The 25401-nt window shown below is 65.0% G+C and carries 22 protein-coding genes; 9 read left to right on the forward strand and 13 right to left on the reverse strand.

The window, feature by feature from the left end; translation table 11 throughout:
• The first annotated feature begins 1 nt into the window (after position 1).
• Positions 2-877 carry a fumarylacetoacetate hydrolase family protein gene (locus E3N85_RS13140; protein ID WP_134463881.1) on the forward strand — a complete coding sequence of 292 codons (876 nt, stop codon included), beginning with the start codon at positions 2-4 and terminating at the stop codon, positions 875-877.
• 19 nt (positions 878-896) lie between these two features.
• Here the strand turns inward: E3N85_RS13140 and E3N85_RS13145 are convergent, their stop codons facing one another.
• Positions 897-2441: an amino acid permease gene (locus E3N85_RS13145; protein ID WP_134463883.1), complete on the reverse strand. Its 1545-nt coding sequence runs from the start codon at positions 2439-2441 to the stop codon at positions 897-899.
• 228 nt (positions 2442-2669) lie between these two features.
• On the opposite strand from E3N85_RS13145, the gene E3N85_RS13150 reads away from it, so the two are divergent.
• From E3N85_RS13150 to E3N85_RS13170, 5 genes are read left to right on the forward strand one after another with little or no spacing between them, the layout of a single operon-like run.
• Entirely contained in the window at positions 2670-4052 is a 1383-nt protein-coding gene (locus E3N85_RS13150) for a glutamine synthetase family protein (protein ID WP_134463885.1), read from the forward strand.
• Positions 4039-4830: a gamma-glutamyl-gamma-aminobutyrate hydrolase family protein gene (locus E3N85_RS13155; RefSeq protein ID WP_134463887.1), complete on the forward strand. Its 792-nt coding sequence runs from the start codon at positions 4039-4041 to the stop codon at positions 4828-4830. Before E3N85_RS13150 ends, E3N85_RS13155 begins: the two co-directional genes overlap by 14 nt.
• Positions 4827-6188 carry an aldehyde dehydrogenase gene (locus E3N85_RS13160; protein ID WP_134463889.1) on the forward strand — a complete coding sequence of 454 codons (1362 nt, stop codon included), beginning with the start codon at positions 4827-4829 and terminating at the stop codon, positions 6186-6188. Before E3N85_RS13155 ends, E3N85_RS13160 begins: the two co-directional genes overlap by 4 nt.
• Before the next feature lie 41 nt (positions 6189-6229).
• Positions 6230-6997 carry a 3-oxoacyl-ACP reductase gene (locus E3N85_RS13165; RefSeq protein ID WP_304991318.1) on the forward strand — a complete coding sequence of 256 codons (768 nt, stop codon included), beginning with the start codon at positions 6230-6232 and terminating at the stop codon, positions 6995-6997.
• Positions 6981-7745, forward strand: a complete 765-nt coding sequence (locus E3N85_RS13170; protein WP_134463891.1) for a FadR/GntR family transcriptional regulator — start codon at positions 6981-6983, stop codon at positions 7743-7745. Before E3N85_RS13165 ends, E3N85_RS13170 begins: the two co-directional genes overlap by 17 nt.
• A gap of 60 nt (positions 7746-7805) precedes the next feature.
• Here E3N85_RS13170 and E3N85_RS13175 read toward each other — a convergent pair whose 3' ends face one another.
• Positions 7806-9290 carry an NCS2 family permease gene (locus E3N85_RS13175; protein WP_134463893.1) on the reverse strand — a complete coding sequence of 495 codons (1485 nt, stop codon included), beginning with the start codon at positions 9288-9290 and terminating at the stop codon, positions 7806-7808.
• Positions 9291-9356: 66 nt separating this feature from the next.
• Entirely contained in the window at positions 9357-10928 is a 1572-nt protein-coding gene (locus E3N85_RS13180; protein ID WP_134463895.1) for a carboxylesterase/lipase family protein, read from the reverse strand.
• 124 nt (positions 10929-11052) lie between these two features.
• On the opposite strand from E3N85_RS13180, the gene E3N85_RS13185 reads away from it, so the two are divergent.
• Positions 11053-12330 (forward strand): uracil-xanthine permease family protein, encoded by a 1278-nt coding sequence (locus E3N85_RS13185; protein WP_134463897.1) that lies wholly within the window; start codon positions 11053-11055, stop codon positions 12328-12330.
• Between the two features lie 225 nt (positions 12331-12555).
• On the opposite strand, the gene E3N85_RS13190 is transcribed toward E3N85_RS13185, so the two are convergent.
• Positions 12556-13029 carry an 8-oxo-dGTP diphosphatase gene (locus E3N85_RS13190; protein WP_134463899.1) on the reverse strand — a complete coding sequence of 158 codons (474 nt, stop codon included), beginning with the start codon at positions 13027-13029 and terminating at the stop codon, positions 12556-12558.
• A gap of 57 nt (positions 13030-13086) precedes the next feature.
• On the opposite strand from E3N85_RS13190, the gene E3N85_RS13195 reads away from it, so the two are divergent.
• The gene (locus E3N85_RS13195; RefSeq protein WP_134463902.1) at positions 13087-13341 is read left to right on the forward strand and encodes a mycoredoxin; all 255 of its coding nucleotides are present in this window, start codon (positions 13087-13089) and stop codon (positions 13339-13341) included.
• 51 nt (positions 13342-13392) lie between these two features.
• Here E3N85_RS13195 and E3N85_RS13200 read toward each other — a convergent pair whose 3' ends face one another.
• From E3N85_RS13200 to E3N85_RS13240, 9 genes are all read right to left on the reverse strand, one after another.
• Entirely contained in the window at positions 13393-14421 is a 1029-nt protein-coding gene (locus tag E3N85_RS13200) for a 6-phosphofructokinase (RefSeq protein WP_134463904.1), read from the reverse strand.
• Between the two features lie 159 nt (positions 14422-14580).
• The gene (locus tag E3N85_RS13205; RefSeq protein WP_134463906.1) at positions 14581-16767 is read right to left on the reverse strand and encodes a DEAD/DEAH box helicase; all 2187 of its coding nucleotides are present in this window, start codon (positions 16765-16767) and stop codon (positions 14581-14583) included.
• Positions 16768-17129: 362 nt separating this feature from the next.
• Positions 17130-17465: a DUF6804 family protein gene (locus tag E3N85_RS13210; RefSeq protein ID WP_241978500.1), complete on the reverse strand. Its 336-nt coding sequence runs from the start codon at positions 17463-17465 to the stop codon at positions 17130-17132.
• Positions 17466-17688: 223 nt separating this feature from the next.
• Positions 17689-18249: a GDSL-type esterase/lipase family protein gene (locus E3N85_RS13215; RefSeq protein WP_134463908.1), complete on the reverse strand. Its 561-nt coding sequence runs from the start codon at positions 18247-18249 to the stop codon at positions 17689-17691.
• A 99-nt stretch (positions 18250-18348) separates the two neighbouring features.
• Positions 18349-19851, reverse strand: a complete 1503-nt coding sequence (locus E3N85_RS13220) for an SDR family oxidoreductase (protein WP_134463910.1) — start codon at positions 19849-19851, stop codon at positions 18349-18351.
• Between the two features lie 57 nt (positions 19852-19908).
• On the reverse strand, positions 19909-20772 hold the full coding sequence (locus E3N85_RS13225) for an aldehyde dehydrogenase family protein (RefSeq protein ID WP_134463912.1): 864 nt from the start codon (positions 20770-20772) through the stop codon (positions 19909-19911).
• A complete protein-coding gene (locus E3N85_RS13230; RefSeq protein WP_134463914.1) occupies positions 20769-22298 on the reverse strand; it encodes an aldehyde dehydrogenase family protein in 1530 nt (509 codons plus the stop codon). Before E3N85_RS13230 ends, E3N85_RS13225 begins: the two co-directional genes overlap by 4 nt.
• 9 nt (positions 22299-22307) lie before the next feature.
• The gene (deoC, locus tag E3N85_RS13235) at positions 22308-23321 is read right to left on the reverse strand and encodes a deoxyribose-phosphate aldolase (protein WP_134463916.1); all 1014 of its coding nucleotides are present in this window, start codon (positions 23319-23321) and stop codon (positions 22308-22310) included.
• 47 nt (positions 23322-23368) lie between these two features.
• Positions 23369-24313 carry a sugar-binding transcriptional regulator gene (locus tag E3N85_RS13240; RefSeq protein WP_134463918.1) on the reverse strand — a complete coding sequence of 315 codons (945 nt, stop codon included), beginning with the start codon at positions 24311-24313 and terminating at the stop codon, positions 23369-23371.
• A 139-nt stretch (positions 24314-24452) separates the two neighbouring features.
• Between E3N85_RS13240 and E3N85_RS13245 the strand changes: the two genes are divergently transcribed.
• Positions 24453-25397: an ROK family protein gene (locus tag E3N85_RS13245; RefSeq protein WP_134463920.1), complete on the forward strand. Its 945-nt coding sequence runs from the start codon at positions 24453-24455 to the stop codon at positions 25395-25397.
• Positions 25398-25401: the final 4 nt, after the last annotated feature.

Here is a 25401-nt window from a genome sequence, read left to right on the forward strand (position 1 = left end):
AGTGAAATTTGCGCATCTGAGAGTTGACGGCTCCTCCGTTCCACGATTGGCCGTGATCTTCGACGATGCGGCACTGTTTCTCGACGACGTCACGGACGACGCCCCCCGCGACCTGCAAGACCTGCTCGAACGGGGCGACGCCGGGTATGAACGCATCCGCGCGATCAGCCTGGACGCCGTCTCCAACGGTGCCGTGCTGACCCCGGTCGACGAACTGCGGCACTCCTCCGCGGTGCTCCGACCGCCGCAGATAATCGCGATCGGCGCCAATTATGCCGCCCATTCCTCCGAGCTGAGCCTGCGCCTCGAAACGTCGGCGACCGTGTTCTCGCTCTGGCCGAACTCGCTCACCGGGCACGGCTCAACCATCACCTGGCCGCGCGACCTCACCACCCAGGTCGACTACGAAGCCGAACTCGGCGTCATCATCGGCCGCCCGGCCCGCAACGTGTCGGTCGCCGACGCCCTGGACTATGTCTTCGGTTACACGGTCGTCAACGACATCACCGCGCGCGACCTGCAGTTCTCCGAGGCACAGTGGTCGCGCTGCAAGTCCTTCGACGGATTCACCCCAACCGGCCCGCTCGTGGTCACCGCCGATGAGATCGGCGATCCACAGAACCTTTGGCTGACCACCCACGTCGACGGTCGCATTCTGCAGGACGCGTCGAGCGGCGACATGGTGCGCACGGTCGCGGAGATCATCTCCTACCTCTCGAAAACGTCTACGCTGCTGCCCGGAACGCTGATCTCCACCGGCAGCCCGGGGGGTGCCGGTTACAGCCGCAAACCCCCGATCTTCCTCGGCGAAGGGTCGACCGTGACCATTTCGATCGACAAGATCGGCATGCTCACCACGCACTGCCGCGAAATCTAACCGCGTTCACTTCAGCTCGTCAAAGTCGGGGGTCGTCCTTACCGTCGAGGGCGAGCAGCTCGTCCTCGACGATGCCGCCGTAGCCATCCGCTTGCGGGTCTCGGTGTAATCCGCCCGAAACCGCGTATTGCTCCTCGGGCGAGAGGACCAGCCGTTTGCGCCCCCAGATGGCAAATGCCGCCAGCATGACGACGTAGACCACGGCAATAGCCGCAATCGCTGGCCGGGCCGGCTCGTTGATGAAGAATCCGAAGAAGATCGCTACTGAGAGGATGCCGGCGATAACAGCTCCGGGAACCCCCCACGGGCTGCGGTAGGGGCGGCTGGCGTTCGGAAACCTTCTGCGCAACAGCACAAAGGAAACCATCTGCAGCACGTAGGCGACCACAGCGCCCCAGACGGCAATGTTGAGCACGATAGCACCGGCGACGCCCCCGGCCCCGCCGAGCGAATCGACCAGCACGAGCGCCACAAAACCGATAATCGCACCCACCAGCAGGGCGATGGCCGGAGTCTGCCGCTTGCCCGTGAGCGACAAGAATTTGGGGTAGTAACCGGCCCGAGACAGCGAGTACATGTTGCGTCCGTAGGCGAACATGATCCCCTGCAAGGATGCCAGAAGCCCGATCAACGCGAACAGGGCCAGCACCGCTGCGGCGCCGTCGCCTACGATAGCCCGAAACCCATCGAGCAAGGGCTCGCTCGATCCGGCAATCTCGGAAGCGCCGACTACGCCGGTATTGAGAAACAAGACGAGCAGCCCGGTGACGATCAGCGTGGTGCGGGCAATGAGGCCGGCACGCGGAATATCTCGCACCGGATTGTGCGATTCCTCGGCGGCCAGTGGAAGTTCCTCGATGCCCAGGAAGAACCACATGGCGTACGGCAGAGCGAACAGGATCGGAATGATCCCGTGGGGCAGGAATGCGCTCTGGCCGGCATCCGGCGCGATGTTGAAAAGACGGTCCCAACTGAACAACCCCGAGAAGGCGGCCATGGCCGAAAACACCAACAGAATGACGATGGAGATGATCGCCACAACAATGGCGAATTTGAAGGATATGGCCGCCCCGGCAGCGTTCAGAGCGATGAAGGCCACATACAGTATGACCCACCACAGCCACGGCGGCAGGGAGATGCCGAGAAGTTCCTGCGTTATTCCGTCGGCGTAGGAGGCGGAGAAATACACGATGACCGCAGTGGTCGCCACGTATTCGATGGTCTCGGCGAGCCCCGTGACGAATCCGCCCCAGGGCCCCATTGCCGCTCGGGCAAACGAGTAGGCCCCGCCGGTATGCGGCATAGCTGCCGCCATCTCACCGATGCTGAAGATCATGCCGTAATACATGACGATGAGCACCAGGAAGGCGATCAACATTCCGCCAAAACCGGCAAAGTCGATACCGAAATTCCAGCCCGAAAAGTCCCCGGAGATCACCGCTGCCACGGCCAGACCCCACAGGCCCCAGATGCCCGCACTGCGGGTCAGCCGGCGCTTCTCAAAATATCCAGCCTGCGCCGTGCTGTACTTCACGCCTGAAACTTTCAAGGTGTCTTTGGACATCTCAATTCCTTTTCGCTCGTTGCGCGCCCGATGACGAAATCTGCGGTCGGGGAGCAATCGTTCAGTGAGGTTGGCATGATGCTAGGGGCTGAATGGTGCGGTGTATATACCTTTGAGAAAAATTGAGGACCTCGATCCAGGCGGTAGTGCTGCACTTTGAGCGGGCGAAGTGTGGTCTAATGGTGGAAAATCGCACGATTGACCCGCTCTACCCCCTTGACCCGCTCAATGAGGAGAAGCTCAGTGGCTACTCGATCCGGAAACCTGACCCTCGACGAATTGACCGTTCTGGTTTCCCGGCGCGAGATCGACACGGTGATCGTCGCGTTCACGGACATGCAGGGCCGCCTCGTGGGTAAACGACTCTCCGCTCGGCTGTTCCTGGAGGATGCGGCCGCGCATGGCGCGGAATGTTGCAATTACCTTCTCGCCGTCGACGTGGAAATGAACACCGTCGAGGGCTACTCCACGTCGAGCTGGTCGCACGGCTACGGCGACATGGCCATGATCCCCGACCTCGACACGCTGCGCCTGGTTCCCTGGCTCCCCGGAACCGCCCTGGTCACCGCCGACCTGCACTGGCTCGATGAAAAACCCGTGCTCGCCTCGCCACGCCAGATTTTGCGTCGGCAATTGGATCGACTGGCCGAACACGGTCTCACTCCATTTTGCGCGACCGAGCTCGAGTTCATCATCTTCGACGACGGGTATCGCGAGGCGTGGAAAAAGGGGTACCACGGCCTCACCCCAGCAAGCGACTACAACATCGATTACTCGCTGCTGGCATCGACGCGAATGGAACCGCTGCTGCGCGATATTCGTCTGGCCATGGACGGCGCGGGCATGTACTGCGAAGGGGTGAAAGGCGAATGTAATCTCGGGCAGCAGGAGATCGGGTTTCGGTATGCGACGGCACTGGCAACCTGTGACAATCATTCCGTCTACAAGAGTGGTGCGAAGGAGATCGCCGACGCGCACGGCAAGAGCCTTACTTTTATGGCCAAGTTCAACGAGCGCGAGGGCAACAGCTGCCATATCCACATCAGCTTGCAGGGCCCGGGTGGCGAACCGGTCTTTCACGACCCGGAGGCCGAGAACGGTATGTCGAAGTTGTTCCGACACTTCCTGGCCGGACAGCTCACCCTCATGCGTGAACTGACGTTGTTCTCCGCACCCAACATCAACTCGTACAAACGTTACGTTCTGGGTAGTTTCGCGCCGACCGCGCTGGCCTGGGGCTTCGACAATCGAACCTGCGCGCTGCGCGTCGTCGGGCACGGCCCTGCTCTGCGGGTGGAGAACCGGGTGCCAGGGGGCGACGTCAACCAATATCTGGCCGTTGCCGCCCTGATCGCGGCCGGCCTTTACGGCATCGAGCACGAACTAGAACTGGATCCTGCCTACCAGGGGAATGCGTACACCAGCGACGTGCCGCGAGTTCCGTCTTCCCTGCGCGAATCGGCCGAACTGTTCGCCGGTTCCATTGTGGCCCGTGAGGCCTTCGGTGACGAGGTCGTCGACCACTATCTGAACAACGCCCGCATAGAGGTGGAGTCTTACGACGCCGCCGTGACCGACTGGGAGCGGGTGCGCGGATTTGAGCGACTCTGACGTCGGACCGGTCATCGGCCTGACCACGTATCTGGAACAAGCCCAGACGGGGGTCTGGGATGTACCAGCCGCGATTCTGCCGCGCGTGTACTTCGACGCGATCACGCGCGCTGGCGGCATAGCCGTACTGTTACCACCACAGCCGGTGAGCGCCGCCATAGCCAATCGCGTGCTCGACGGGCTCGACGCCCTGATCATCACCGGCGGGAAAGACGTCGACCCGGCCCGCTACGGGCAGCTTCGGCACGCCCACACCGACGACCCCCGACCCGACCGAGACGCCTGGGAGGATGTCCTGCTGCACCAGGCCATCGCCCGCGAGCTGCCGTTCCTCGGCATCTGTCGGGGAGCGCAAATGCTCAATATCGCCCTCGGCGGCAGCCTGCACCAGCATCTGCCCGATCTGATTGGCAACACGACCTATCAGGCTGGCAATGGTGTGTTCAACGTCGTCGACGTTGCCGTTGAACCGGACTCGACGCTCAGTACGCTTCTCGGCGGCCAAACCCTGCTGCCCGGGGTGCCGGTGTACCACCACCAGGCCATCGACCGCGTCGCCGAAGGGCTGCGGGTGACGGCCACAACGCATGCCGGCATTGTGCAGGCGATCGAGCTCACGACTGTGCCGTTCGGGGTGGCCGTGCAATGGCATCCGGAGCAGGCGCCCGACGACCTTCGCCTCTTCACCGGACTGGTCAGCGCCGCCCGCGGCTACCGCGCAGCAGAGGCGCGCGCGTCCGGGCGCGCACTCTACGTGGAAGGAGACGCAACAGCATGAGCAGCTACACCGTCGTCAACCCGGCCGATGAATCGGTCGGTGAAACCGTCGAACACCTGAGCCGGGACGAAACAGACGAGGCGATCGCCCGCGCCGTCCAAGCCCAAAAGTTGTGGGCGCGCGTGGCTCCCGCCGACAAGTCCCGCGTCTTGCGCCGATTCGCCCAGGTCGTGGACGGTGACCGAGAAAACCTGGCCGGGATCGAGGTGCGCAATTCTGGGCATCCGATCACGCAAGCGCGCTGGGAAGCCGGGCATGTGCGTGATGTTCTCGAGTATTATGCGGCGGCACCTGAGCGACTTTTCGGCCAACAGATTCCGGTCTCTGGCGGTATCGATCTCACCTTTCACGAACCGCTCGGCGTCGTCGGAGTGATCACCCCGTGGAACTTTCCGATGACGATCGGCGCCTGGGGCTTCGCGCCGGCCCTCGCTGCCGGCAACGCCGTGGTGTTGAAGCCGGCGGAGTGGACACCGCTGTCGAGCATCCGTCTGGGTGAACTCGCCCTCGAAGCCGGGCTGCCGGAGGGACTGTTCCAGGTACTGCCGGGTCGTGGTTCGGTCGTGGGAACACGGTTCGTGACGCACCCCGACGTTCGCAAAATCGTGTTCACCGGCTCGACCGCCGTCGGCAAGCAGATCATGGCCGGTTGCGCGGACCAGGTCAAGCGGGTGACGCTCGAACTGGGCGGCAAGAGCGCCAATATCGTCTTCGCCGATGCGGATCTGGAACGTGCGGCCGCCGCGGCGCCGTCCGGCGTGTTTGAGAATGCGGGACAGGATTGCTGCGCTCGAAGCCGAATCCTGGTGCAGTCCAGCGCGATGGATCGGTTCATGGAGCTGCTCGAACCGGCCGTGGCCGCGGTGCGGGTCGGCGACCCGACCGACCCGGTCACCGAGATGGGGCCCCTCGTCTCCCGCCAGCACCACGCTTTCGTCTCGGCGTATCTGCCGGAGGACGCACCGATCGCCTTCCGCGGCAGCGCTCCGACCGGTGCCGGATTCTGGATGGCTCCGACAGTGCTGCTTCCCCCGAGCCGCACGGACCGATGTGTGACCGAGGAGATCTTCGGCCCGGTTGTGACCGTGCTGCCCTTCCACGACGAAGACGACGCTGTGACGCTGGCGAACGATTCCCTGTACGGACTGTCCGGGTCGATCTGGACTCGCGATGTCGGCCGAGCCATTCGCGTGGCACGCGGGGTCGAATCGGGCAATCTGTCGATCAATTCGCACTCCTCGGTGCGCTACTCGACCCCCTTCGGCGGGTTCAAGCAATCCGGACTCGGTCGGGAGCTGGGGCCGGATGCGCCCCTGCACTTCACCGAAACCAAGAACGTTTTCATCGCGGCGGACTAGTCCCACACTAAGGAGAACCTGTGAGCATCACTCCCATCGACCTGACCCAGCGCCTGGCCGGCAAGATCGCCGTCATCACCGGCGGGGCAAGCGGCATCGGTCTGGCCACCGCGAAACGTTTCAGAGCCGAGGGCGCCACGGTCGTCGTCGGTGACCTCGACGACGAGGCCGGCCAAGCGGCCGCACTGCTGGTGGGGGGTCTGTTCGTGAGGGTCGACGTCACCGATCAGGAGCAGGTAGACCACCTCTTCGACACCGCATTTGAGACCTACGGTTCGGTGGACGTGGCCTTCAATAACGCGGGTATTTCACCGCCCGACGACGACTCCATCGAAACGACCGAACTGCCCGCCTGGCAAAAAGTGCAGGACGTGAACCTGAAGTCGGTGTACCTCTGCTGCCGCGCGGCTCTTCGCCACATGGTTCGGCAGGGCAGCGGTTCCATTATCAACACGGCAAGTTTCGTGGCCGTTCTGGGTTCGGCGACCAGCCAGATCTCCTACACCGCGTCCAAGGGCGGAGTGCTCGCAATGAGCCGGGAACTGGGCGTACAGTTTGCCCGCCAGGGTATTCGCGTGAATGCGCTCTGCCCGGGACCGGTCAACACACCGCTGCTGCAGGACTTGTTTGCGAAAGACCCCGAACGCGCCGCTCGGAGGCTCGTGCATATTCCGCTAGGTCGCTTCGCCGAACCCGAGGAACTCGCGGCGGCCGTTGCTTTTCTGGCCAGTGACGACTCCTCTTTCATGACCGGTTCGACCTTTCTCGTCGACGGTGGCATCAGCTCGGCCTATGTCACGCCAGAGTAGTGCGCCGACACCGACAGCGGGTCTGAACAGTGATCTGCTGTTGGGCCCGGTCTCGGGCACCAACACGTTCGAGGAGACGGTTCAACGCCTCCTGCAAACCGTGCGCCTGGGCCTCATCGCTCCGGGCGCTCGGCTGCCGCCGGAGCGCGAACTTGCGGCCAAGTTGCGCGTCAGTCGCGACACCCTGCGGGAGGCGATCGGGTCGCTGGCCGAGGCTGGCTACCTGATCGCCAAGCGCGGGCGATACGGCGGCACCTTTGTCAGCGAGGTCCTTCCCATGCCGCGGGTGAATGCCACTGAGCCCCTAGCTGGCGACCTGCACCCGTCGATCACTGCCGCGGAGATCGATGATGTGCTCACCCTGCGCGACATTCTCGAGGTCGGCGCTGCCCGCGCCGCCGCCGGCCGGTTGCTGTCACCGCCGGAGCGGGAGTTGCTCTGGTCCAGCCTCGGAGCGGCCGTGAACGCCGGCGCAGGTGAATACCGCCGTGTCGATGCCCGCCTGCACCTGTATATCGGTGAGCTGGCCGGGTCGCCGTCGCTCGTACCGCTCCTCGCCGACGTGCGTATGCGCGTCAACGAATTGCTCGATGCCATTCCCCTGCTGGCGCCCAACATCGCACATTCCAATCAGCAGCACGAACAGATCGTCATCGCGATTCTCACCGGTCGGCCGGATACCGCGGCCGAGGCCATGCGCGATCATCTGAGCGGTACCGCCCTGCTCCTGCGCGGCTTTCTCGATTAGGCCCCTCTGGCGTCGCCCCATCTCAAGCAGGCGAGCCGCAACATTCGCTCGCTGGGCCACTCAGCCGATCAGTGCCTCGACCGGGCCGCGCACGAAGTAGAGCACGAAACCGACCGCGACCACCCAGAGTAGCGGGCTGATCTCGCGACCCTTGCCCGAGAAGCTCCGCACGAGCACCCAGCTGATGAACCCGGCGCCGATGCCGTTGGCGATCGAGTAGGTCAGCGGCATCACGATGATGGTCAGGAAGATGGGCAGCGTGCTCGAGAACTCGGTGAAGTCGAGGTGGCGAATCTGCGACACCATGAGCGCCCCCACGATGACGAGGGCGGCGGCGGCCACTTCAAGCGGCACGATCTGGGTCAGCGGGGTGAAGAACATGGCGGCCAGAAAGAGGATGCCGGTGATCACGTTGGCTGCGCCGGTGCGCGCTCCCTCACCGATCCCGGCCCCTGATTCGATGAATACGGTGTTTGAAGAGGCGCTGGTTGCGCCGCCGGCGACGGCGCCGATACCCTCGACGATCAGTGCGGATTTCAGTCGCGGAAACTTGCCGTCCTGGTCGGCGAGCCCGGCCTCACTGGCCAGGCCGGTCATCGTGCCCATGGCGTCGAAGAAGTTCGTGAATACGAGGGTGAATACGAGCATGACGGCGGCGAGCATGCCAATGCGCTCGAATGCGCCGAAGGAGACCTGACCGATCAGGCCGAGGTCGGGCAGGGCAACGACACTCGTCGGCAGCACGGGGGCGTTCAGGTTCCAGCCGGCCGGGTTGGTGCCGAGTGAGGGGCCGACCTTGAAGATGGCTTCCAAAATCACGGCGATGACCGTCGTCGCGACGATGCCGATCAACAGGGCGGCCTTGACCCTGCGGGCTAGGAGCACGCCGATGATGATGAGTCCGACCACGAAAACCGCGGTCGGCAGGGTGGCGACCGAGCCGGCGTCACCGAGCTGAACCGGCGGCGAGTTCGCGCCGCTGGCCCGCACGAAGCCAGAGTCGACCAGGCCGATGAAGGCGATGAACAGACCGATGCCGACCGTGATGGCGATTTTCAGCTGGCGGGGAATGGCATTGAAGATGAGCTCGCGCAGGCCGGTCGAGGCGAGCAACACGATGATGAGACCGTTGATGACGACGAGGCCCATCGCTTCGGCCCAGGTGACCTGGCCGACGACGCTCACGGCGAGAAACGAGTTGATGCCGAGCCCGGCCGCGAAACCGTAGGGCAGTCGGGCGATGACGCCGAACAGAATCGTCATGACGCCCGCGGTCAGTGCGGTGACCGCGGCGACCTGCTCGTTGGGCAGCCAGCCGCCCTCCACGTCGACGGCAGCCTGACCGGCGCTGAACCCGCCAAGAATCAGCGGGTTGAGAATGACGATATAGGCCATCGTGACGAAGGTGACGACTCCGCCGCGAAATTCTCGGGACCAGCTGGAGCCGCGGCTGGTGACCTCAAAGTAGGCGTCGAGACGTGCCTTCAGGCCCCGTGCTGCCGGCTGCGGCGATGCCGCTTCGCTGGTTGTCTTAGTGTTCGAAATAGTGTGCTCCCGGTGCCGTGGCTCTCAACGCAAGGCTCTAGTCTACGACCGGGGCGGGCAGCCGGTTCAAACGTGCGGCACGAACCGTCCCCAGGCCAGGCGCCGTTCCCGATGCGGGTCGGATTCGACGTGGTCGGTTTGATCGATGATGAGCGTCTCACGGGTGGTTTCGTCGTAGCGCGGCCACGCGTCCGACGGCACCCCGTCTTGCACAAAGCCAAGCCACCAGCCCTGCATCCGCGCGGCGATGTCCTGAAAGGTACGACGCCCACCGAGCGCCGTCATGCCGCGGCCGAACCAGCCGTCGAGCCGGTCGAACAGCGGAAACAGTTCAAGTCCGTGCGTGGCATCGAGGCCCATCAACCGCAGCAGCCGCGGAGCGGCATCGAACCGATAAAAGTACACCGGCGCATACCGCGAATGTCGTTCGCCGACTTTCACGCTCGGGTACCAGAACGAGTAATCGCCGCCGAAATCGAGCGCGGCCCGCAGCGCCGGAATGCCCGGATACTGTGCTTTGAGGGCCTTCTTCGCTTTCTTGGTGGTCTTCTTGAAAATGACCCGGATGCGCGCGGGCGTCGTGGCGAGAATGTCGATCCGGCCGCTGAACAGCGAGCCTTCGCGCGCGTTGGTGCCGATGATCAGCGGAATGCGCGTGGCTCGGCCGTCGCGAAAGGCATCAAGAGGCCGTTCCGGGAGAAAAGAACCATCGATGACCGGGCAGAGCGGAATCGTGCCAGGGTCCTGGTCCGGCGTGCGCACGGTCAGCGCCGTCGTCGCGGCGGCGAGCACCGCGGGATCGACGGCGAGTAGCAGCCGCGCGGCCTCGGTGGTGCTGTACTGGCCAGGCTCGCTGCCCTCGATCAGGCTGTCAACGAACTCACCCGCCCAGCGCGCGGTGAGGTCGCTCGGGTAAACCGCGTTGGGCGGCGCACTCTGCGCTATGGCCCGGTGAAACAAGCCGGCCGCGCTCGGCACGGTCATCAGGGTGGTGACCGCGTTACCGCCGGCCGATTCGCCGAACAGGGTGACGGCATCCGGGTCCCCACCGAAGGCACGAATGTTGTCCCGCACCCACTGGAGGGCGGCGACCTGGTCGCGCAGCCCCAGATTGCTCTCAAACGGATGCTCCGGCGTGGCAAACCGGGAAAAGTCCAGGTATCCGAGAGCGCCCAGTCGGTAGTTGACACTGACGTAGACGATGCCGCCCCGCCGCACCAGCCCCTCCCCCTGCCGGGGCACCTCGCGGCTGGAGCCGACACTGTAGGCGCCGCCGTGGATGAAGACCATCACCGGTCGAAGGGCGTCCTGCACCTGCGCGCCGGGTCGCATGCGTTCGTCGGGCGCGATCACGTTGAGGTTGAGGCAATCTTCCCCCTGCGGAATACGCGGGTGAGCGCCACGAAACTGGCCCTTGTAGCTTTGTGGCGCGATCAGGCCCCACGCACTCGCGTCGCGCACGCCGCGCCAGGCGGGCGCCGGCTGTGGGGCACGAAAACGTCGATCGCCAACCGGTGCCACCGCGTAGGGAATACCCCGCCATGCCAGCACGCCGCGCTCGCGCACCCCGCGCAGCAGGCCGGTCGCCACGCGCACCTCAAGACCCGCCATGGCGCTGGAATCGGCGAGCTGGCTCATACGCCCGAGTCTATGGGGCGCGCCGGCACATTGGGAGCTTGCTCGAGGCGGTATCCGCTAGCACTACGCTCGACAGTGCTCACGCAACAGAACTGATCACGTACCAGACGAGACGAGAACGCACATGGCACTGCCCTGGACCCTGCACGGCGATGGAAAAACGGTCGGGGCGCAAGATGTCGTCGGCCCGGGCGAGCGACTGAGCTGGCCCCTGACCATCGGTATCGGCTCGCAGCATGTCGTCGCCATGTTCGGTGCGACCTTTCTGGTGCCGCTGCTCACCGACTTTCCGCCGAGCACGACACTGTTCTTCTCCGGCATCGGAACCCTGCTGTTTCTGCTGATCACCGGCAACAAACTACCCAGTTACCTCGGCTCATCGTTCGCGTTCATCGCACCGATCACCGCGGCAACGGCCTCGGCCGGAATGGGAAGCGCCCTGTTCGGCATCATGGCCGTCGGTGTGCTGCTCGCCCTCGTCGGCCTCATCGTGCAGCTCACCGGCACCGGCTGGATCGACCGGCTCATGCCCCCGATCGTGTCGGGCGCCATCGTCGCACTGATCGGCCTCAACCTCGCCCCCGTCGCTAAGGCGAACTTCGACAAGGCACCGCTCACCGCACTGATCACCCTCGTCGCCGTCATTTTGTGCACGGTGCTCTTTCGCGGCATCCTCGGTCGGTTGTCGATTTTTCTCGGTGTGCTGGTGGGCTACGTCGCGGCGGTTTTCTTTGGCGAGGTCGATTTCAGCCGGGTCGCCGACGCCGCGTGGATCGGTCTGCCGCCGTTCATCGCGCCGGCCAATCCGTTTGAGAACCCCGCAGCCGTGTTTGGCGTCCTGCCCGCTTTCCTGCCGGTTGTGCTCGTGCTGATCGCCGAGAATGTTGGCCATATCAAGGGGGTGGCCCAGATGACGAGTGCGAAAGTCAACCGGCTCACCGGGCGGGCTCTGCTGGCCGACGGGCTGGCCACCATGCTCGCCGGCTTAGGCGGGGGCAGCGGCACCACGACATACGGCGAGAACATCGGCGTCATGGCAGCAACCCGCATCTATTCGACGGCGGCCTACTGGGTGGCCGGAATCGTCGCGATTCTGCTCGGCCTCTCCCCCAAGGTCGGTGCGATCATCTTCACGATTCCCGACGGTGTGCTCGGCGGTGTCACAACGGCGTTGTACGGGCTGATCGGTGTCATCGGCGTCAAGATCTGGCTTGACAACAAGGTCGACTTCTCGAAGCCGGTGAATCAATTCACGGCCGCGACCGCGCTCATCATCGGCATCGCGGATTTCACGCTCAACGCCGGCGCGCTGAGCTTCAACGGCATCGCCCTCGGCACGGTCGCCGCCATCGTCATCTATCACCTGATGACCTGGCTCGGTCGGGTGCGCAAGACTGCGTAACGGCCACCCAACGTGTTCGGTCCGGTGCAAAATGGCGCGACCAGCGGTGCAGGGTCGGCACGACCGGGTAGACGCCGCAGAGAATGAGGCAGGCGTCGCCGCCGTAGAGCGCCACGAGCTTCAGCCCAGAGGTCAGCGGGTTGGCCGCGGCCGCCTTGCGCGCCCGTTCAAGCTGAAGTCAAAGATAAGCGTGAGCGCGATGACCAAAACGATGATGAGGCCGAATCAGGCACGAGACACCACGCTCTCCAGGTCGGCGCCGAAGGTGAACGTGGCGCGCACCGGCACCCCGGCCAGCACTCCAGGCAGCCAGTGGCGCGCATCGTCCCACATCTCGTCAACCGGCAGGCTCGCGACGTCAAACCACAGGGGATTCAGCTCATTCGATTCACGCGGGGTACCCGACCACTCGTCGCAGACGAACACGGTCGACTCCTGGCTCCACTGCTCGCGGTGCGGAAACAGGTAGGTGAGAAATCCGAGTTCGGTCAGAGCGGATGCCGCCACCACGAGACCGGATTCCTCCTCGATTTCGCGCACCGCAGCATCCACCGCACTCTCACCGATTTCGAGCTTGCCGCCGAGGCCGACTATGTTGCCCACGCCGAGGCCTTTCTTCTTACGCCCCAGCAAAACCTGCCGCTTACCTTCGGGAGAGAGCCGAGTGAGATAGCACACGCATACCTGGGGCAAAGTCATCGGCCCAGCTTAACGCGCACGGAGTGAATTCAAAGGCAGCTCGGATATGCTCCGAACATGGACTTTGTACCCGCAACCGGAACCATCACCATGTTCACGACCGATTGGTGCGGCTATTGCAAACGCCTGAAGAAGCAGCTGGAGGCCGCCGGCATCGGATACACCGAGGTCAACATCGAGCGGGTTGAAGGCACGCCGGAGCTCGTGATGAGCCTCAACAACGGCAACCAGACCGTGCCGACGATTCTGTATCCCGACGGATCGGCCGCGACCAACCCCTCGCTGGCCCAGGTGCAGGCTAAACTCGCCTGACCGTCCTCACCCGATCGTCCTCACCCGATCGTCGGACCCGCGTAACGGGGCCTAGCCGAAAAGGACGGCGGCCTCGTCGTAGCGCGCCGGCGAGACCCGCTTGAGGCCGATAGTGGCCGAGGCGATGCTCACGACGTCGATCTCCGTGCCACGCAGCGACACCATCGACCCCCACTGCGCGTTGTGGATCGCGTCGACGGCGGCCATGCCGAGGCGGGTGGCCAGCACGCGGTCGTAGGCCGAGGGAGCGCCACCGCGCTGGGTGTGGCCGAGAACGGTAGCCCGGCTCTCAATGCCGGTGCGTTCCTCGATGAGCGGGGCGATCACCTCGCTGATTCCGCCCAACCGGGGCCGATGGAAGGCGTCGAGACCTTTGGTGGAGTGCGCTTCCTCCATGCCGGAGAGCAGAAAGCCCTCGGAGACGACGATGACCGGGGCCCGGCCACGGTCGCGTACGTGCTCAACCCAGCCGCAGATCTGATCGATCGACTTGGGTTGTTCGGGAATGAGAATGGCATGGGCGCCGCCCGCCATGCCGGAGTGCAGGGCGATCCAGCCGACGTGACGTCCCATAACCTCGACCACCATGCAGCGTCCGTGGGATTCGGCGGTGGTACGCAGCCGGTCGATGGCCTCGGTGGCGATTTCGACGGCCGTATTGAACCCGAAGGAGTAGTCGGTGGCCTCGAGGTCGTTGTCGATCGTCTTGGGCACCCCGACGATGTTCAGGCCGGCCTCGGTGAGTCGGTGGGCGGCGGTGAGCGTGCCCTCGCCGCCTATCGCGATGACGGCATCGATGCCATTGGCGTCGAGCGTGCGCTGGATGTTCGCCGGGCCACCGTTCTCGCCCTCGAACGGGTTGGTGCGGGAGCTGCCGAGGATGGTGCCACCCTGGCGGGACAGACCGCGCACACTGTGCCGATCGAGGGGCATGAACTCGTTCTGCACGAGCCCCCGCCAACCATTGCGAATTCCGATGAACTCAAAATCGTGGGTGCGCACACCCTTGAGCACGGCGCCGCGAATGACCGCGTTCAGTCCGGGGCAGTCGCCACCGCTCGTGAGAATACCGATTTTCATATCTGGCCGATCTTGGTAGCGGGACACGTCGCGTGACACGAATCATGGCGTGACCCGCGCTCGGTCACACCATGTTCTTACAATGGCATTGCCACAATCATGGTGCCTCGAGTAGGTCCGACTCAAATCGGCCGTACCCCGCCGACCTGGCCGGTCGGTCTACAACTTTCCATCGAGAGCTTGGGTGAGTACGTAGATGAGTGCACTCGCCTGCACAGAATCGGCCGCCGCGTACTCTTCTTGGGAACCGTCGAGGGCGCGCGCTGCGAGACCCTGCTTACTACCGATCAGGTCGGCGATTCGCGCGTCGATGGTGTGGGCGGCGATGATGCGCCAGGCGGTGACCGGTTCGTCCTGGCCGATACGGTGCACCCGGTCGATGGCCTGGGTCTGCTCGGCAGCGGTCCAGCTGAGTTCAGCGAGCACGACGTTCGACGCCGCCTGCAGGTTGACGCCGACACCGGCCGCGGTGAGCGAGCAGACCGCGATCGCGACGTCAGGATCGTTGTTGAAGGAGTCGATCGCGGCTTGCCGGGCCAGTGCGGTCTGGTCTCCGCGCAACGAGACCGTGCGCAGGTCACGCTTGGCGAAGATCTCCTCGGCGGTGTCCATGACGTCGATGTGCTTGGCGAAGAACACGACCTTGCCGACCGAGCGTGCCAGCTGCGCTGCGTAGTCCGCCGCGAGCCCGGCCTTGGCCTGGCCAATCTTGCGCACCATGGTGAAGACGTTCTCGCCGGTGGTCTGGCCTTTGGAATCCTCGAGCTCGGCGTGGGCGACGGCGCGTATGTACGCATCCCGCTGATCTTCGTCGGGAACGGCCGGGCCGCCCGAGCCGGCATGCCGGGCCGCGACGAGCGTTTGATAACGGGTGACCAGACGGGCACCGAGCTCGCGCTCGGCCTGGCGGATGGAACGGCCGAGGTCGTCATCCAGTTCGACCGGCAGGTCGGCGATGCGCTTGGCCGGCAGATCAGCGGCGACGTCGACCTTGCGGCGGCGCACGATGCCCATGTCTATGACGGCGGCGCGGGCTTCCTTATAGAAGCCCATGTCGGCCGGGGTCAGTCCGGTCTCTTCCAGGCGTTTCAGCAGGGCGGGGGCAGGCTTGTCTCCATCGATCCAGCCGAGGAACTGCCAGATGGCTCGAAAATCGTCGACGTCGTTGATGAGCGGGGTTCCGGTGAGCGCCATGAGCAGCGGGTTGCCGCCGGGCGTACGCCGCCGGATCTGGTTGGCCAGCGAGAGTACGTGTTTGGACCGCTGAGATGACAAATTCTTAATGAAGTGCGCCTCGTCCACGACCATCCCCTTGAAGCCGAGGGTGCCGAGCCAGGCCAGGTGCCGGTCCAGGACGTCGTAGTTCACCACGACGACATCGGCGAAGGCGTCCAGCTTGTCACCGTCACCGTGAATGACGGTCGCACGCCGGTTCGGCGTCCACAATTCCACTTCACGGGCCCAGTTCATCTTGACCACGTTGGGCACGATGGCCAAAAGCGGGTAGGCATCGGCAACGGATGCTGCCAGCAGGCTCTGCGCGGTTTTGCCGAGACCCGGCTCGTCGGCGAGCAGGTAGCTGCGGTGCCCCAGACGAGCGCTCTCAATAAAACGGGCCTGGTGCCGCATGAGCTCCATGCCGCTCGGCGAGAGCCGATCGAGGCGGGGGGCCTCCGGCATGTCCATGCTGGCTGCCTGGCCGCCTGAGCCGTACTCGAACGATTTAAACAGGGGGCCGAGCAGTTCCCAGTTGGCAAGCCTTCGCGGGTGCACGATCGGTTGGGCAGTGGCGCTGAAGTCTGGGGCGAGGAACGGGTTGGCCAGCTGACGGGCCTTCACCGACTGCGGAATGACCTGGTTCTGCAGCACGACCGGCTGGGCTTCGGGCTCGCGGGTGATGATGAGTTCGTCGGGGCTCAGTTCGGCACCGGATTCGAGCAGCCAGTCCCGGCGAAAGCGCTGAGCCACGGTGGAGACGCCGGCGTCGGGCTCGAGCAGGGTGATCAGGCTCGTGTCACGGGCCGCGGTCTTTGCCAGAATCTGAGCGATCCCGTCGAGGCGTTTGAGCAACTCTGCTCGGTTACCGTCGGAGAGTTCCTTGTCGCCTTTGACACGGGCACGTTCTTCGCGCATGAGCAGGGCGATGACCTGATATTTCGTGCGGTTGGTCGGTCCGAGTTTGGTGCCGGACTGCGCCTTCGCTTCGACCTCCCGCACCTTGCGGGCGAGAATGGGAATGATGGGCGCGTCATCGTCACGGGAACGCGTGTGAGCCCGATTGCGGGTGACTCCGCCACGGCCGGGGTTGTTCCGGCTGCTCGAGGCATCGGTACGGGAATAAGCCATTGTTCTCCACTTCGAAGCAGCACGGTACGGGGACCGAACTTGCCGGACACGGCATTCTGGTGTTACCGAAAACGCCGCATTCCCCAAATTGTTGCCGTTTATTCCAGAAACAACCGATTCACGAAACACAGCATGGGTCACGATCATCACGCCGAACCCGAGGCCAAGCAGATGCTGCCACAGCGGTGACAACCATCAGACCAAGCAGTTCGACCCAATGGTTCAATCCGAATGTTTCAACCCGAATGTTTCAACCCGAATGTTTCAACCCACATGGTTCAACGGGTTCTGCCACCGCGTGCGAGCGCACAGTAGGGACCTGACCCGGTTCTCTCAACGCGATAGTAGTCTACGCCCGACGTTCAACCCTTGCGAACCGGCACCTTGGTGCGAAGGCCAACGAATATGAACACGATTGCCGCGATGAATTGCGCCGAGACCCAGCCCTGACCGCTGAGGTCGAGGATCACGATCGGGTTCCACAGAATGGCCATCGGAACGAGTCCGATCAGCCAGTACCAAGAGCGTGCCTGGATCACGAAAACACAGATAATCAGCGCGAGGATACTCACGGCGTAACGGATGATGATGAAACTTTCACTGTCCAGCAGCGCAAGTCCGGCGAGCAGAACGATGGCACCGAGCAGGCCGGGTGCGAGGGCCGAGCGGGTAAAGGTCGGTGCGGCTGGCGTGCCCATCAGACGCCCCTGCCGCTGCCTGAGAGACCGCTGCCTGAGAGACCGCCGCCAGAGAAACCGCCGCCGGGACTCGATGAGTTCCTTGCGCACGATGCGGTCTCGGGCGCGGAAGATGAGCTGGCACCGAGAGTGAGGACAGATGCGGGGCGGGCGGAGCAAAGCATGACGTCAGTCTACCGAGCGCGCAGCGCAGGCCACTTCCCGGTCAACGCGGGCTGGGGCCTCAGGCGTGCTGGATAGGGATCGACGTCGTCGACGGCGGGCGTTCGAACAACATCTCCAGCCCGGGCTTCAGTTCGGCCAGCCAAGCCGCATAACCGGCCGGGTTTAGATGCAGGCGGTCGATGCCCAGCGCCGGGTCGAGTTCGCCGTCTGGCAGAGCGAGGGCGGGCCAGAGGTCGAGGTATTGCACGTGCTGGGTGGGCGCGTACTGCCAAACATGTCGGTTGATGGAGCGGATTGTCTCGGCAAAGTCCCGGTCACGAGGCAAAACGGATTGCACCATGATGCGGGTATCCGGCAGGGCGCGACGCAGGGTGTACAAAATGGTCTCGAGGTTGCGGACAACGTATTCGTCGGACCTGCGCCAGCCGAGATCATTGGTTCCGACCCCGATCACGATGGCGTCGGGCCCGAGCTCAATCACCTGTTCGAGCTGGGCAATCACCTCGTCGGTGGAGTTGCCGCTGACGGCCAGATTGTGCACGTCGTGCTCGGGAAACCATTCGTCCCACCGACCATCCGCAACGAGGCCGTCGCCCAAAAAAACGAGAGAAACTGACATATTGACCTCCTACTTATAAACCATCATGCCCCGAACCGGGCCGTGTCGCCAGAATTCTCAGACTATACGCACGTTCTACCCGCGGTGTCAGTCGCCGTGTTAGACAGACGCGAGCGGATGCTGCGCCGCGGCTACGCTTTCCGCTGCGGCTGTCGCCGTGATGCGAGTGGCCATCCCCTCGAAGATTATGCCGTGAAACGGGAGTATCGCCGCCCAGTACAGCCGACCGCTGAGACCGCGGGGAAAGAAGACCGCACGCTGGCGATAGACCGAGCCGCCGGTAACCGTGGGGGTGACGCTCATCTCGAGCCAGGCTCGGCCGGGAACGCGCATTTCGGCGCGCAGCCTCAGAAAACTGCCGTGGTCGATCCGCTCGACCCGCCAGAAGTCGAGCACCTCGCCGTTGTGCAGGTGGTCGGGATTTCGGCGGCCGCGGCGCAGCCCGACGCCGCCGACGGCCTTATCCATGAGACCGCGCACGGCCCAGGCCAGCGGAAAGGAATACCATCCGTTCTCGCCGCCGATGCTTTCGATTACTCGCCACAGCGCCGCGGGCGCTGCCGAGGTCGTCTTCTCGCGCAGGTCGGTGTAGACGGAGTGGCCGGCCCAGTCCGGGTCACTCGGCAGCGGGTTGCTCGACGCGCCGTCGATCGAGGAGTTGCGCCAGCTGGTCTCGACGTCACCGTCGCGCATACGGCCAAGCGCCAGGCGCACCGCATGCCGGTAGCCGGTGAGGCCACCCTCCGGCTGCGGTATGTACTCGTTGATGTCGCTCTCGTGCATGACGCAGTCGTATTGCAGGGAGGCGATGATGGGGATGGCGAGATTGCGTGGAATGGGCGTGACCAGGTTTACCCACTGCGAGGCGAGCCACGGGGTGAGCACGGGCAAAGCGGCGATGGCTCGCTGCTTGAGGCCGGCTTCGAGGGCGTAACCGTTCATCATCTGGCCGTAGCGCAGCACGTCGGGGCCGCCGATGTCGAAAGTGCGATTCACCTCGTGCGGAAGGTCGGCCGCGGCCTGCAGGTAGTACAGTACGTCGCGCACGGCGATCGGCTGGATCTTGTTGCGCACCCATTTCGGTGCGGGCATGTAGGGCAAAACGTCGGTGAGGTGGCGGATCATCTCGAACGAGGTTGAACCAGAGCCGATCACCACGCCGGCCTGAAACGCGATGGTCGGCACGCCGCTGTCAAGCAGGATGCGGCCGACCTCCCTGCGGGAGTGCAGATGGGCGGAGAGCGTGTCGGTGTCGGGGTGCAGACCGCCGAGGTAGACGATGCGCTGAACGTTGGCTTCGGCAGCAGCGTGGGCGACGTTCTCGGCGGCCAGGTGCTCGGTTTTCTCGAAGTCTCCCGGCGCACCCATGGAGTGTACGAGGTAGTACAGCACGTCGATGTCGGCACAGGCGCGCTGTACCGACGCGAGGTCACCCAGATCACCCTCCGCGATCTCCACCTGGTCGGCCCAGGGCACGTCTTGCAGCTTCGACGGGGTGCGCACCAGCACCCGGACGGTGAAGCCGGCTTCGAGTAGTCTGGGCACGAGGCGTCCGCCGATGTAGCCCGTAGCGCCCGTGACAAGTGCTCTGCGTGAGGTCATGCGCCGGAGTTTATCTTGTTCCCCCGGCCGGGCGCTGAGTGGATGCCCCGAACCGAATCAGAGTATGGCCTTGGTATGCCAGATCGTCTTGAGTTCGGTGAACGCGAGGATGCGGGACAGGGCCGGTGCCGCGGCATCTGCACCTGATTCGGGCGGGAGCACCCGCTTGAGCGTGTCGGCGGCGCTGATCTGCAGCTCCACCCAGTCCAGGTCGCCGGCACCGACGAGGTCGAGGGCGTTGACGTCGGCGTGACTGGCCAGCCACGGTGCGATCTCGGCCGGCGAACCGGTCACGATGTTGATCACCCCACCGGGTACATCGCTCGTGGCGAGCACCTCGGCCAGGCTGATCGCCGACAGCGGAGCGTTCTCGTTGGCGACGACGACGACGGTGTTGCCGGCGACGACGGCCGGCGCGATCGCGCTGACCAGCCCGAGCAACGATTCGTCGCCCTGGGGCGCGATGATCGCCACGACCCCGGTCGGTTCGGGCACCGACAGGTTGAAGAACGGGCCGGAGACCGGGTTGGCGTTGCCGGCGACCTGCACGTATTTGTCGGCCCAGCCGGCGTACCAGACCCAGCGGTCGATGGCCTCATCGACCTGGGCACCCGCGCCGGCGGCGTTCACGCCCTCACAGCTCATAATTTCGGCGATGAATTGCGCCCGGCGGCCTTCCAACAGTTCGGCGATGCGATACAACACCTGGCCACGGTTGTACGCCGTGGCGCCGGCCCAGCCGCCGAGGGCGCCGCGGGCGGCTACGACCGCGTCGCGGGCATCCTTGCGGCTGCCCTTGGCGGCGTTGGCCAGAAAGTCGCCCGTGTGCGAGAGCACCTCGTAGACGCGGCCGGATTCGCTGCGCGGAAACTTGCCGCCGATGTAGAGCTTGTAGGTCTTGGGGATGGCGAGGCGGTTCACTTGGCTGCCTTCTTTGCAGGTGCGGACTTCTTGCTGACGGGTGTCGTCGTGTGATCAGCGGCTGCGGAGATCGACCGCGCGCCGCTGCGCACGGCGGGCTTGAGGTACGCGGCGAGGCCGTGCCGGCCACCCTCACGGCCGTACCCGCTCTCCTTGTAGCCACCGAACGGACTCGACGGGTCGAACTGGTTGAAGGTGTTCGCCCAGATCACGCCGGCACGCAGCTTGTCGGCGACGGCGAGAATGCGGCTGCCCTTGTCGCTCCAGATTCCGGCGGAGAGTCCGTACGGCGTGTTGTTCGCCTTGGCAATAGCCTCGGCCGGGGTGCGGAAGGAGAGCACCGAGAGCACCGGGCCGAAGATCTCGTCGCGGGCGATGCGGTGGCTGGTCGCCACGTTGGTGAAGATTGTCGGCGCGAACCAGAAACCGTTCGCTGGCATTTCGCAGTCGGCGCTCCATCGCTCGGCCCCTTCCTGCTGACCGCGGTCGGAGAGTTCACGAATGCGGGCCAGTTGCTCGGCGCTGTTGATGGCGCCGATGTCGGTGTTCTTATCGAGCGGGTCGCCCAGGCGCAGGGTCTGCATACGGCGCTTGAGCCGGTCGATGACGTCGTCGTGGATGCTCTCCTGAACGAGCAGGCGACTGCCGGCGCAGCAGACGTGGCCCTGGTTGAAGAAGATGCCGCGCACGATGCCCTCGACGGCCTGGTCGATGGGGGCATCGTCGAAGACGATGTTGGCGCCCTTGCCGCCGAGTTCGAGGCTGAGCTTTTTGTCAGTTCCGGCGACCGACCGGGCGATGGCCCGACCGACCGAGGTCGAGCCCGTGAAGGCGACCTTGTTGACGCCGGGGTGGTTGACCAGGGTGTGGCCGGTACTGCCGTCGCCCGTGATGATGTTGACCACGCCGGCGGGCAGATCGGCCTGCTGCAGGATCTCGGCGAACAGCAGCGCGGTCAGCGAGGTCGTTTCGGCGGGCTTGAGCACGACGGTGTTTCCGGCGGCGAGCGCCGGGGCGATCTTCCAGGCGAGCATCATGAGGGGAAAGTTCCATGGAATGACCTGGGCGGCGACGCCGAGGGAGGCCGGGTTCGGGCCGACTCCGGCGTGGTCGAGTTTGTCGGCCCAGCCGGCGTAGTAGAAGAACCAGGCCGCGACGAGGGGAATATCGACGTCGCGGGATTCCTTGATCGGCTTGCCATTATCGAGGGTTTCCGCGACGGCGAGTTCGCGGGCGCGCTCCTGCACCAGGCGGGCGATGCGAAACAGGTATTTGCCGCGGTCGCTGCCGGACAGGCGCGACCAGACCCCGTCGTAGGCGTGACGCGCTGCCGAGACGGCGGCGTCGACATCCGCTTCATTGGCGGTGGCGATCATCGCGATCCGCTGCTCGGTGGCCGGGTTGATGGTCGCAAAGGGGGTGCCACGGCCGGCCGTGAAGTCGCCGTTGATGAACAGCCCGTAGTCGCTTTTGAGGTCGAGCAGGGCTTGCGACTCGGGGGCCGGGGCGTAGTCAAGAAATTTCATGGTCGTTCCCTAGTCAATCGTCACGTAGTCGGGGCCGGAGTAGTGCCCGGTCGTCATCTTTTGGCGCTGCTGAAGCACGTCGTTGAGCAGGCTGGAGGCGCCGAACCGGAACAGGTGCGGACTGAGCCACTCTTCTCCCACTGTCTCGGCGACCGTCACGAGATATTTGATGGCGTCTTTGGAGGTACGGATGCCGCCGGCCGGCTTCACTCCGATGCGCACGCCGGTGAGACGGTGCCAGTCCCGCACGACCTCGAGCATCGACAGCGTCACCGGCAGCGTCGCGGCCGGGGCGACCTTGCCGGTGGACGTCTTGATGAAGTCTCCTCCGGCCAGAATGGCCAGCCAGCTGGCACGGCGCACGTTGTCGTAGGTGTTCAGTTCGCCGGTCTCGAGAATCACCTTGAGGTGGGCGAGCGTTCCGTCGGCGCGGCGGCCGGCCTCTTTCACGGCGACGATTTCGTCGTAGACCTGGCCGAAACGGCCAGCCAGAAACGCTCCACGGTCAATGACCATGTCAATTTCGTCGGCGCCGGCCGTTACGGCGTCGCGCACGTCGGCGAGCTTGACCGCGAGTGAGGCACGGCCGCTCGGAAAGGCGGTCGCGACCGCCGCGACGTTGACCCCCTCTGCACCACCGGCGGCGTGGGCCGAGCCGAGGGCCGCGACGGCGGAACCGACCATGTCGCCGTAGACGCAGACCGCAGCGACACGGGGGCAGCCGGGGTCGCCCGCGTCGGGCACGAGGGCCTTGGCTACGAGGGAACGCACCTTGCCCGGGGTGTCGGCGCCCTCGAGAGTGGTGAGGTCGATCAGGCCGATAATGGTGTCGATCGCCCAGCGTTTAGAGCTGGTTTTGATCGAGCGGGTGCCGAGGTCGGCAGCGCGGGCTTCGAGGCCGACGGCGTCGATTCCGGGGATGCCGTGCAGGTACCGGCGCAGGTTGGCATCGGTCGCTTCCCCCCCGATCAGCGCGACGGCGCGCTGATCGGGCTGGTAGGTCGCCAAGGGGCTACTGGTCATGGGAGTGTCCTTTTGGGCGTTGTCACCGAATTTAGTTGTCACAGAAATCAATCGTGAAGCAGGGCGTTCGCGGTATCTTCGTCGGTCACCAGCACCGTGCACAGGCCGTTGCGTACGACGGCGCGGGCGATGGCGTGCTTGGTCTTTCCGGAGATGACAGCGATGGTGAGTGGGGCACGGCGCAACTGATCGATTTGAATCCCGACGGTGCGTTCGTTCAGTTCCGGGTCGACGATGCGCCCGTTCTGGTCGATGTAGCGGCCGACCACGTCGCCGACGGCGCCGCGCGCGACGAGGTCGTTGATCTGGTCGACGGTCAGGTAGCCGCTGTCGACGAGGGCGGAATTCGCATCCGCCTGGCCGGCGCTGAAGACGTAGGCCTGCGCGTCGCGCGCCAGGGCGAGTACCCCGGCGACGGTGCGGTCGGTTTCCATCGCCTGCTTGGTTTCGAGGCGTTCGAAAATAGCCGGGCTTGGCAGCAGGGTGGCCGAACCGTCGGCCTTGTGCGCGATGGTGACGGCAGTGGACGCCGCGGTGCCGGTGCGCTGATTCAGACTGACACCGCCGTTGATCTGCACCACGTTCACCCCCGACGCCCAGCCCTGCTTCAGGTGCAGGGACACGTCGTGCAGGGTACGACCCCAGCTGATGCCGAGGGTGCGCGGAATCGGACGGAGGCTGGTGAGATAGTCGGCGGCGGCCTGCGCGGTGCGCGACTGCAGTTCGGCGTCGGTTGATACCCCGGCGGAGGAGACCACGATCGCGTCGGTGAGGCCGGTCGATTCGCGGAGACGCCGCTCGATCGGCAGGCGGCGGGCGCGCGGATGCACGATCTCGATGCGGATGAACCCGTTGGCCCTGGCACTCGCGAGCAACCGGCCGACCTTCCAGCGGGTCAGGCGCAGGATGACGCCGATCTCGTCCTGGGTCTGGTTTTCTTCGTAATAGAGCTCGGCGGCGCGGATTGACAGGAGTTCGTCGGTGTCGCTCATGAAGGTGTCGCGGTCCAATCGTTTGCGCCCAGCCTACGTTGACCGGCCGCGCGAATCAACAGCCGTAGGGATCTTCGCTCATCTGAGCAGGAGGACCTGACCAGACACCAGCCGCAGTGGGCACCGGTACGATCGGTGCATGAGCAGCAGTGCAGCGCCCCGTTACGTTCTCGCCATTGATGTCGGGGGAACCAAGGCCGAGGCCGCTCTCGTGGACGACCGGGGAGTCGTGCTCGGGGCCAGCCGGCACCGGGCGAAGACCGGCGCCGACGCTTCGAGCGAGCAACTCGCATCCGCTGTGCGCACCGTGGTGACCCAGACCCGCGCGAGCCTGCCCGCTGGCGCGGCCCTGGTCGGAGTTGGGATCGGCTGTGCCGGCCCGATTCACCTGCGGGAGGGGGCGGTGTCACCACTGAACCTTCCGGTCTGGCGCGAGTACCCCCTGAAAGATCTGGTCGCCGCGCTCGTGCCGGATCTGCCGGTGCGCCTGCGGATGGACGGGTTGTGCATCACCCTCGCCGAACACTGGGTGGGGGCCGGGCAGGGCATCGATAACCTGATGGGCATGATCGTGTCGACCGGCATCGGCGGCGGCCTGATTCTCGGCGGCGTCACCACGTCGGGGCCGACCGGAAATGCCGGTCATATCGGTCATATCGAGGTAGGCGGCTTCGACGACCCGTGCGCCTGCGGCGGAATCGGCTGCATCGAGGCGATCGCCTCGGGGCCGAAGACCGTCGCGTGGGCGCGCACACAGGGATTCGCCGGCGAATCGGGCGAAGACCTCGCGGCAGCCTACGCCGCCGCCGATCAGAGCGCCGTGGCGGCGGTGGCGCGCAGCGGCCGGGCGCTCGGCCAGGCGATCGCCTCCGCCGCGACCCTGCTCGACCTCGACCTGGTCGCCATCGGCGGTGGCTTCTCCAACGTCACCCCGGACCTGCTCGAGTTCGCCAGGGAGGCGATCGCACAGCGCGTGCAGTTCGCCTACGCGACCCGGGTGCGCGTGGTCCCATCAGCTTTGTCAGGCGACGGCCCGCTGATCGGCGCCGCGGCGCTGATCCACCGCGCCGAGCTCGTGCCCTGAGGTC

Source organism: Cryobacterium sp. Hz9 (genome assembly GCF_004402825.1).
Lineage (GTDB): Bacteria > Actinomycetota > Actinomycetes > Actinomycetales > Microbacteriaceae > Cryobacterium > Cryobacterium gelidum.

What these genes read in the sequence shown, in the direction of transcription:
- E3N85_RS13145 (WP_134463883.1), bottom strand. Translation starts at nt 2,441, where the DNA reads ATGTCCAAAGACACCTTGAAAGTTTCAGGCGTGAAGTACAGCACGGCG.
- E3N85_RS13150 (WP_134463885.1), top strand. Translation starts at nt 2,670, where the DNA reads ATGAGGAGAAGCTCAGTGGCTACTCGATCCGGAAACCTGACCCTCGAC.
- E3N85_RS13160 (WP_134463889.1), top strand. Translation starts at nt 4,827, where the DNA reads ATGAGCAGCTACACCGTCGTCAACCCGGCCGATGAATCGGTCGGTGAA.
- E3N85_RS13170 (WP_134463891.1), top strand. Translation starts at nt 6,981, where the DNA reads ATGTCACGCCAGAGTAGTGCGCCGACACCGACAGCGGGTCTGAACAGT.
- E3N85_RS13180 (WP_134463895.1), bottom strand. Translation starts at nt 10,928, where the DNA reads ATGAGCCAGCTCGCCGATTCCAGCGCCATGGCGGGTCTTGAGGTGCGC.
- E3N85_RS13185 (WP_134463897.1), top strand. Translation starts at nt 11,053, where the DNA reads ATGGCACTGCCCTGGACCCTGCACGGCGATGGAAAAACGGTCGGGGCG.
- E3N85_RS13190 (WP_134463899.1), bottom strand. Translation starts at nt 13,029, where the DNA reads ATGACTTTGCCCCAGGTATGCGTGTGCTATCTCACTCGGCTCTCTCCC.
- E3N85_RS13195 (WP_134463902.1), top strand. Translation starts at nt 13,087, where the DNA reads ATGGACTTTGTACCCGCAACCGGAACCATCACCATGTTCACGACCGAT.
- E3N85_RS13200 (WP_134463904.1), bottom strand. Translation starts at nt 14,421, where the DNA reads ATGAAAATCGGTATTCTCACGAGCGGTGGCGACTGCCCCGGACTGAAC.
- E3N85_RS13205 (WP_134463906.1), bottom strand. Translation starts at nt 16,767, where the DNA reads ATGGCTTATTCCCGTACCGATGCCTCGAGCAGCCGGAACAACCCCGGC.
- E3N85_RS13210 (WP_241978500.1), bottom strand. Translation starts at nt 17,465, where the DNA reads ATGGGCACGCCAGCCGCACCGACCTTTACCCGCTCGGCCCTCGCACCC.
- E3N85_RS13215 (WP_134463908.1), bottom strand. Translation starts at nt 18,249, where the DNA reads ATGTCAGTTTCTCTCGTTTTTTTGGGCGACGGCCTCGTTGCGGATGGT.
- E3N85_RS13220 (WP_134463910.1), bottom strand. Translation starts at nt 19,851, where the DNA reads ATGACCTCACGCAGAGCACTTGTCACGGGCGCTACGGGCTACATCGGC.
- E3N85_RS13230 (WP_134463914.1), bottom strand. Translation starts at nt 22,298, where the DNA reads ATGAAATTTCTTGACTACGCCCCGGCCCCCGAGTCGCAAGCCCTGCTC.
- deoC (WP_134463916.1), bottom strand. Translation starts at nt 23,321, where the DNA reads ATGACCAGTAGCCCCTTGGCGACCTACCAGCCCGATCAGCGCGCCGTC.
- E3N85_RS13240 (WP_134463918.1), bottom strand. Translation starts at nt 24,313, where the DNA reads ATGAGCGACACCGACGAACTCCTGTCAATCCGCGCCGCCGAGCTCTAT.
- E3N85_RS13245 (WP_134463920.1), top strand. Translation starts at nt 24,453, where the DNA reads ATGAGCAGCAGTGCAGCGCCCCGTTACGTTCTCGCCATTGATGTCGGG.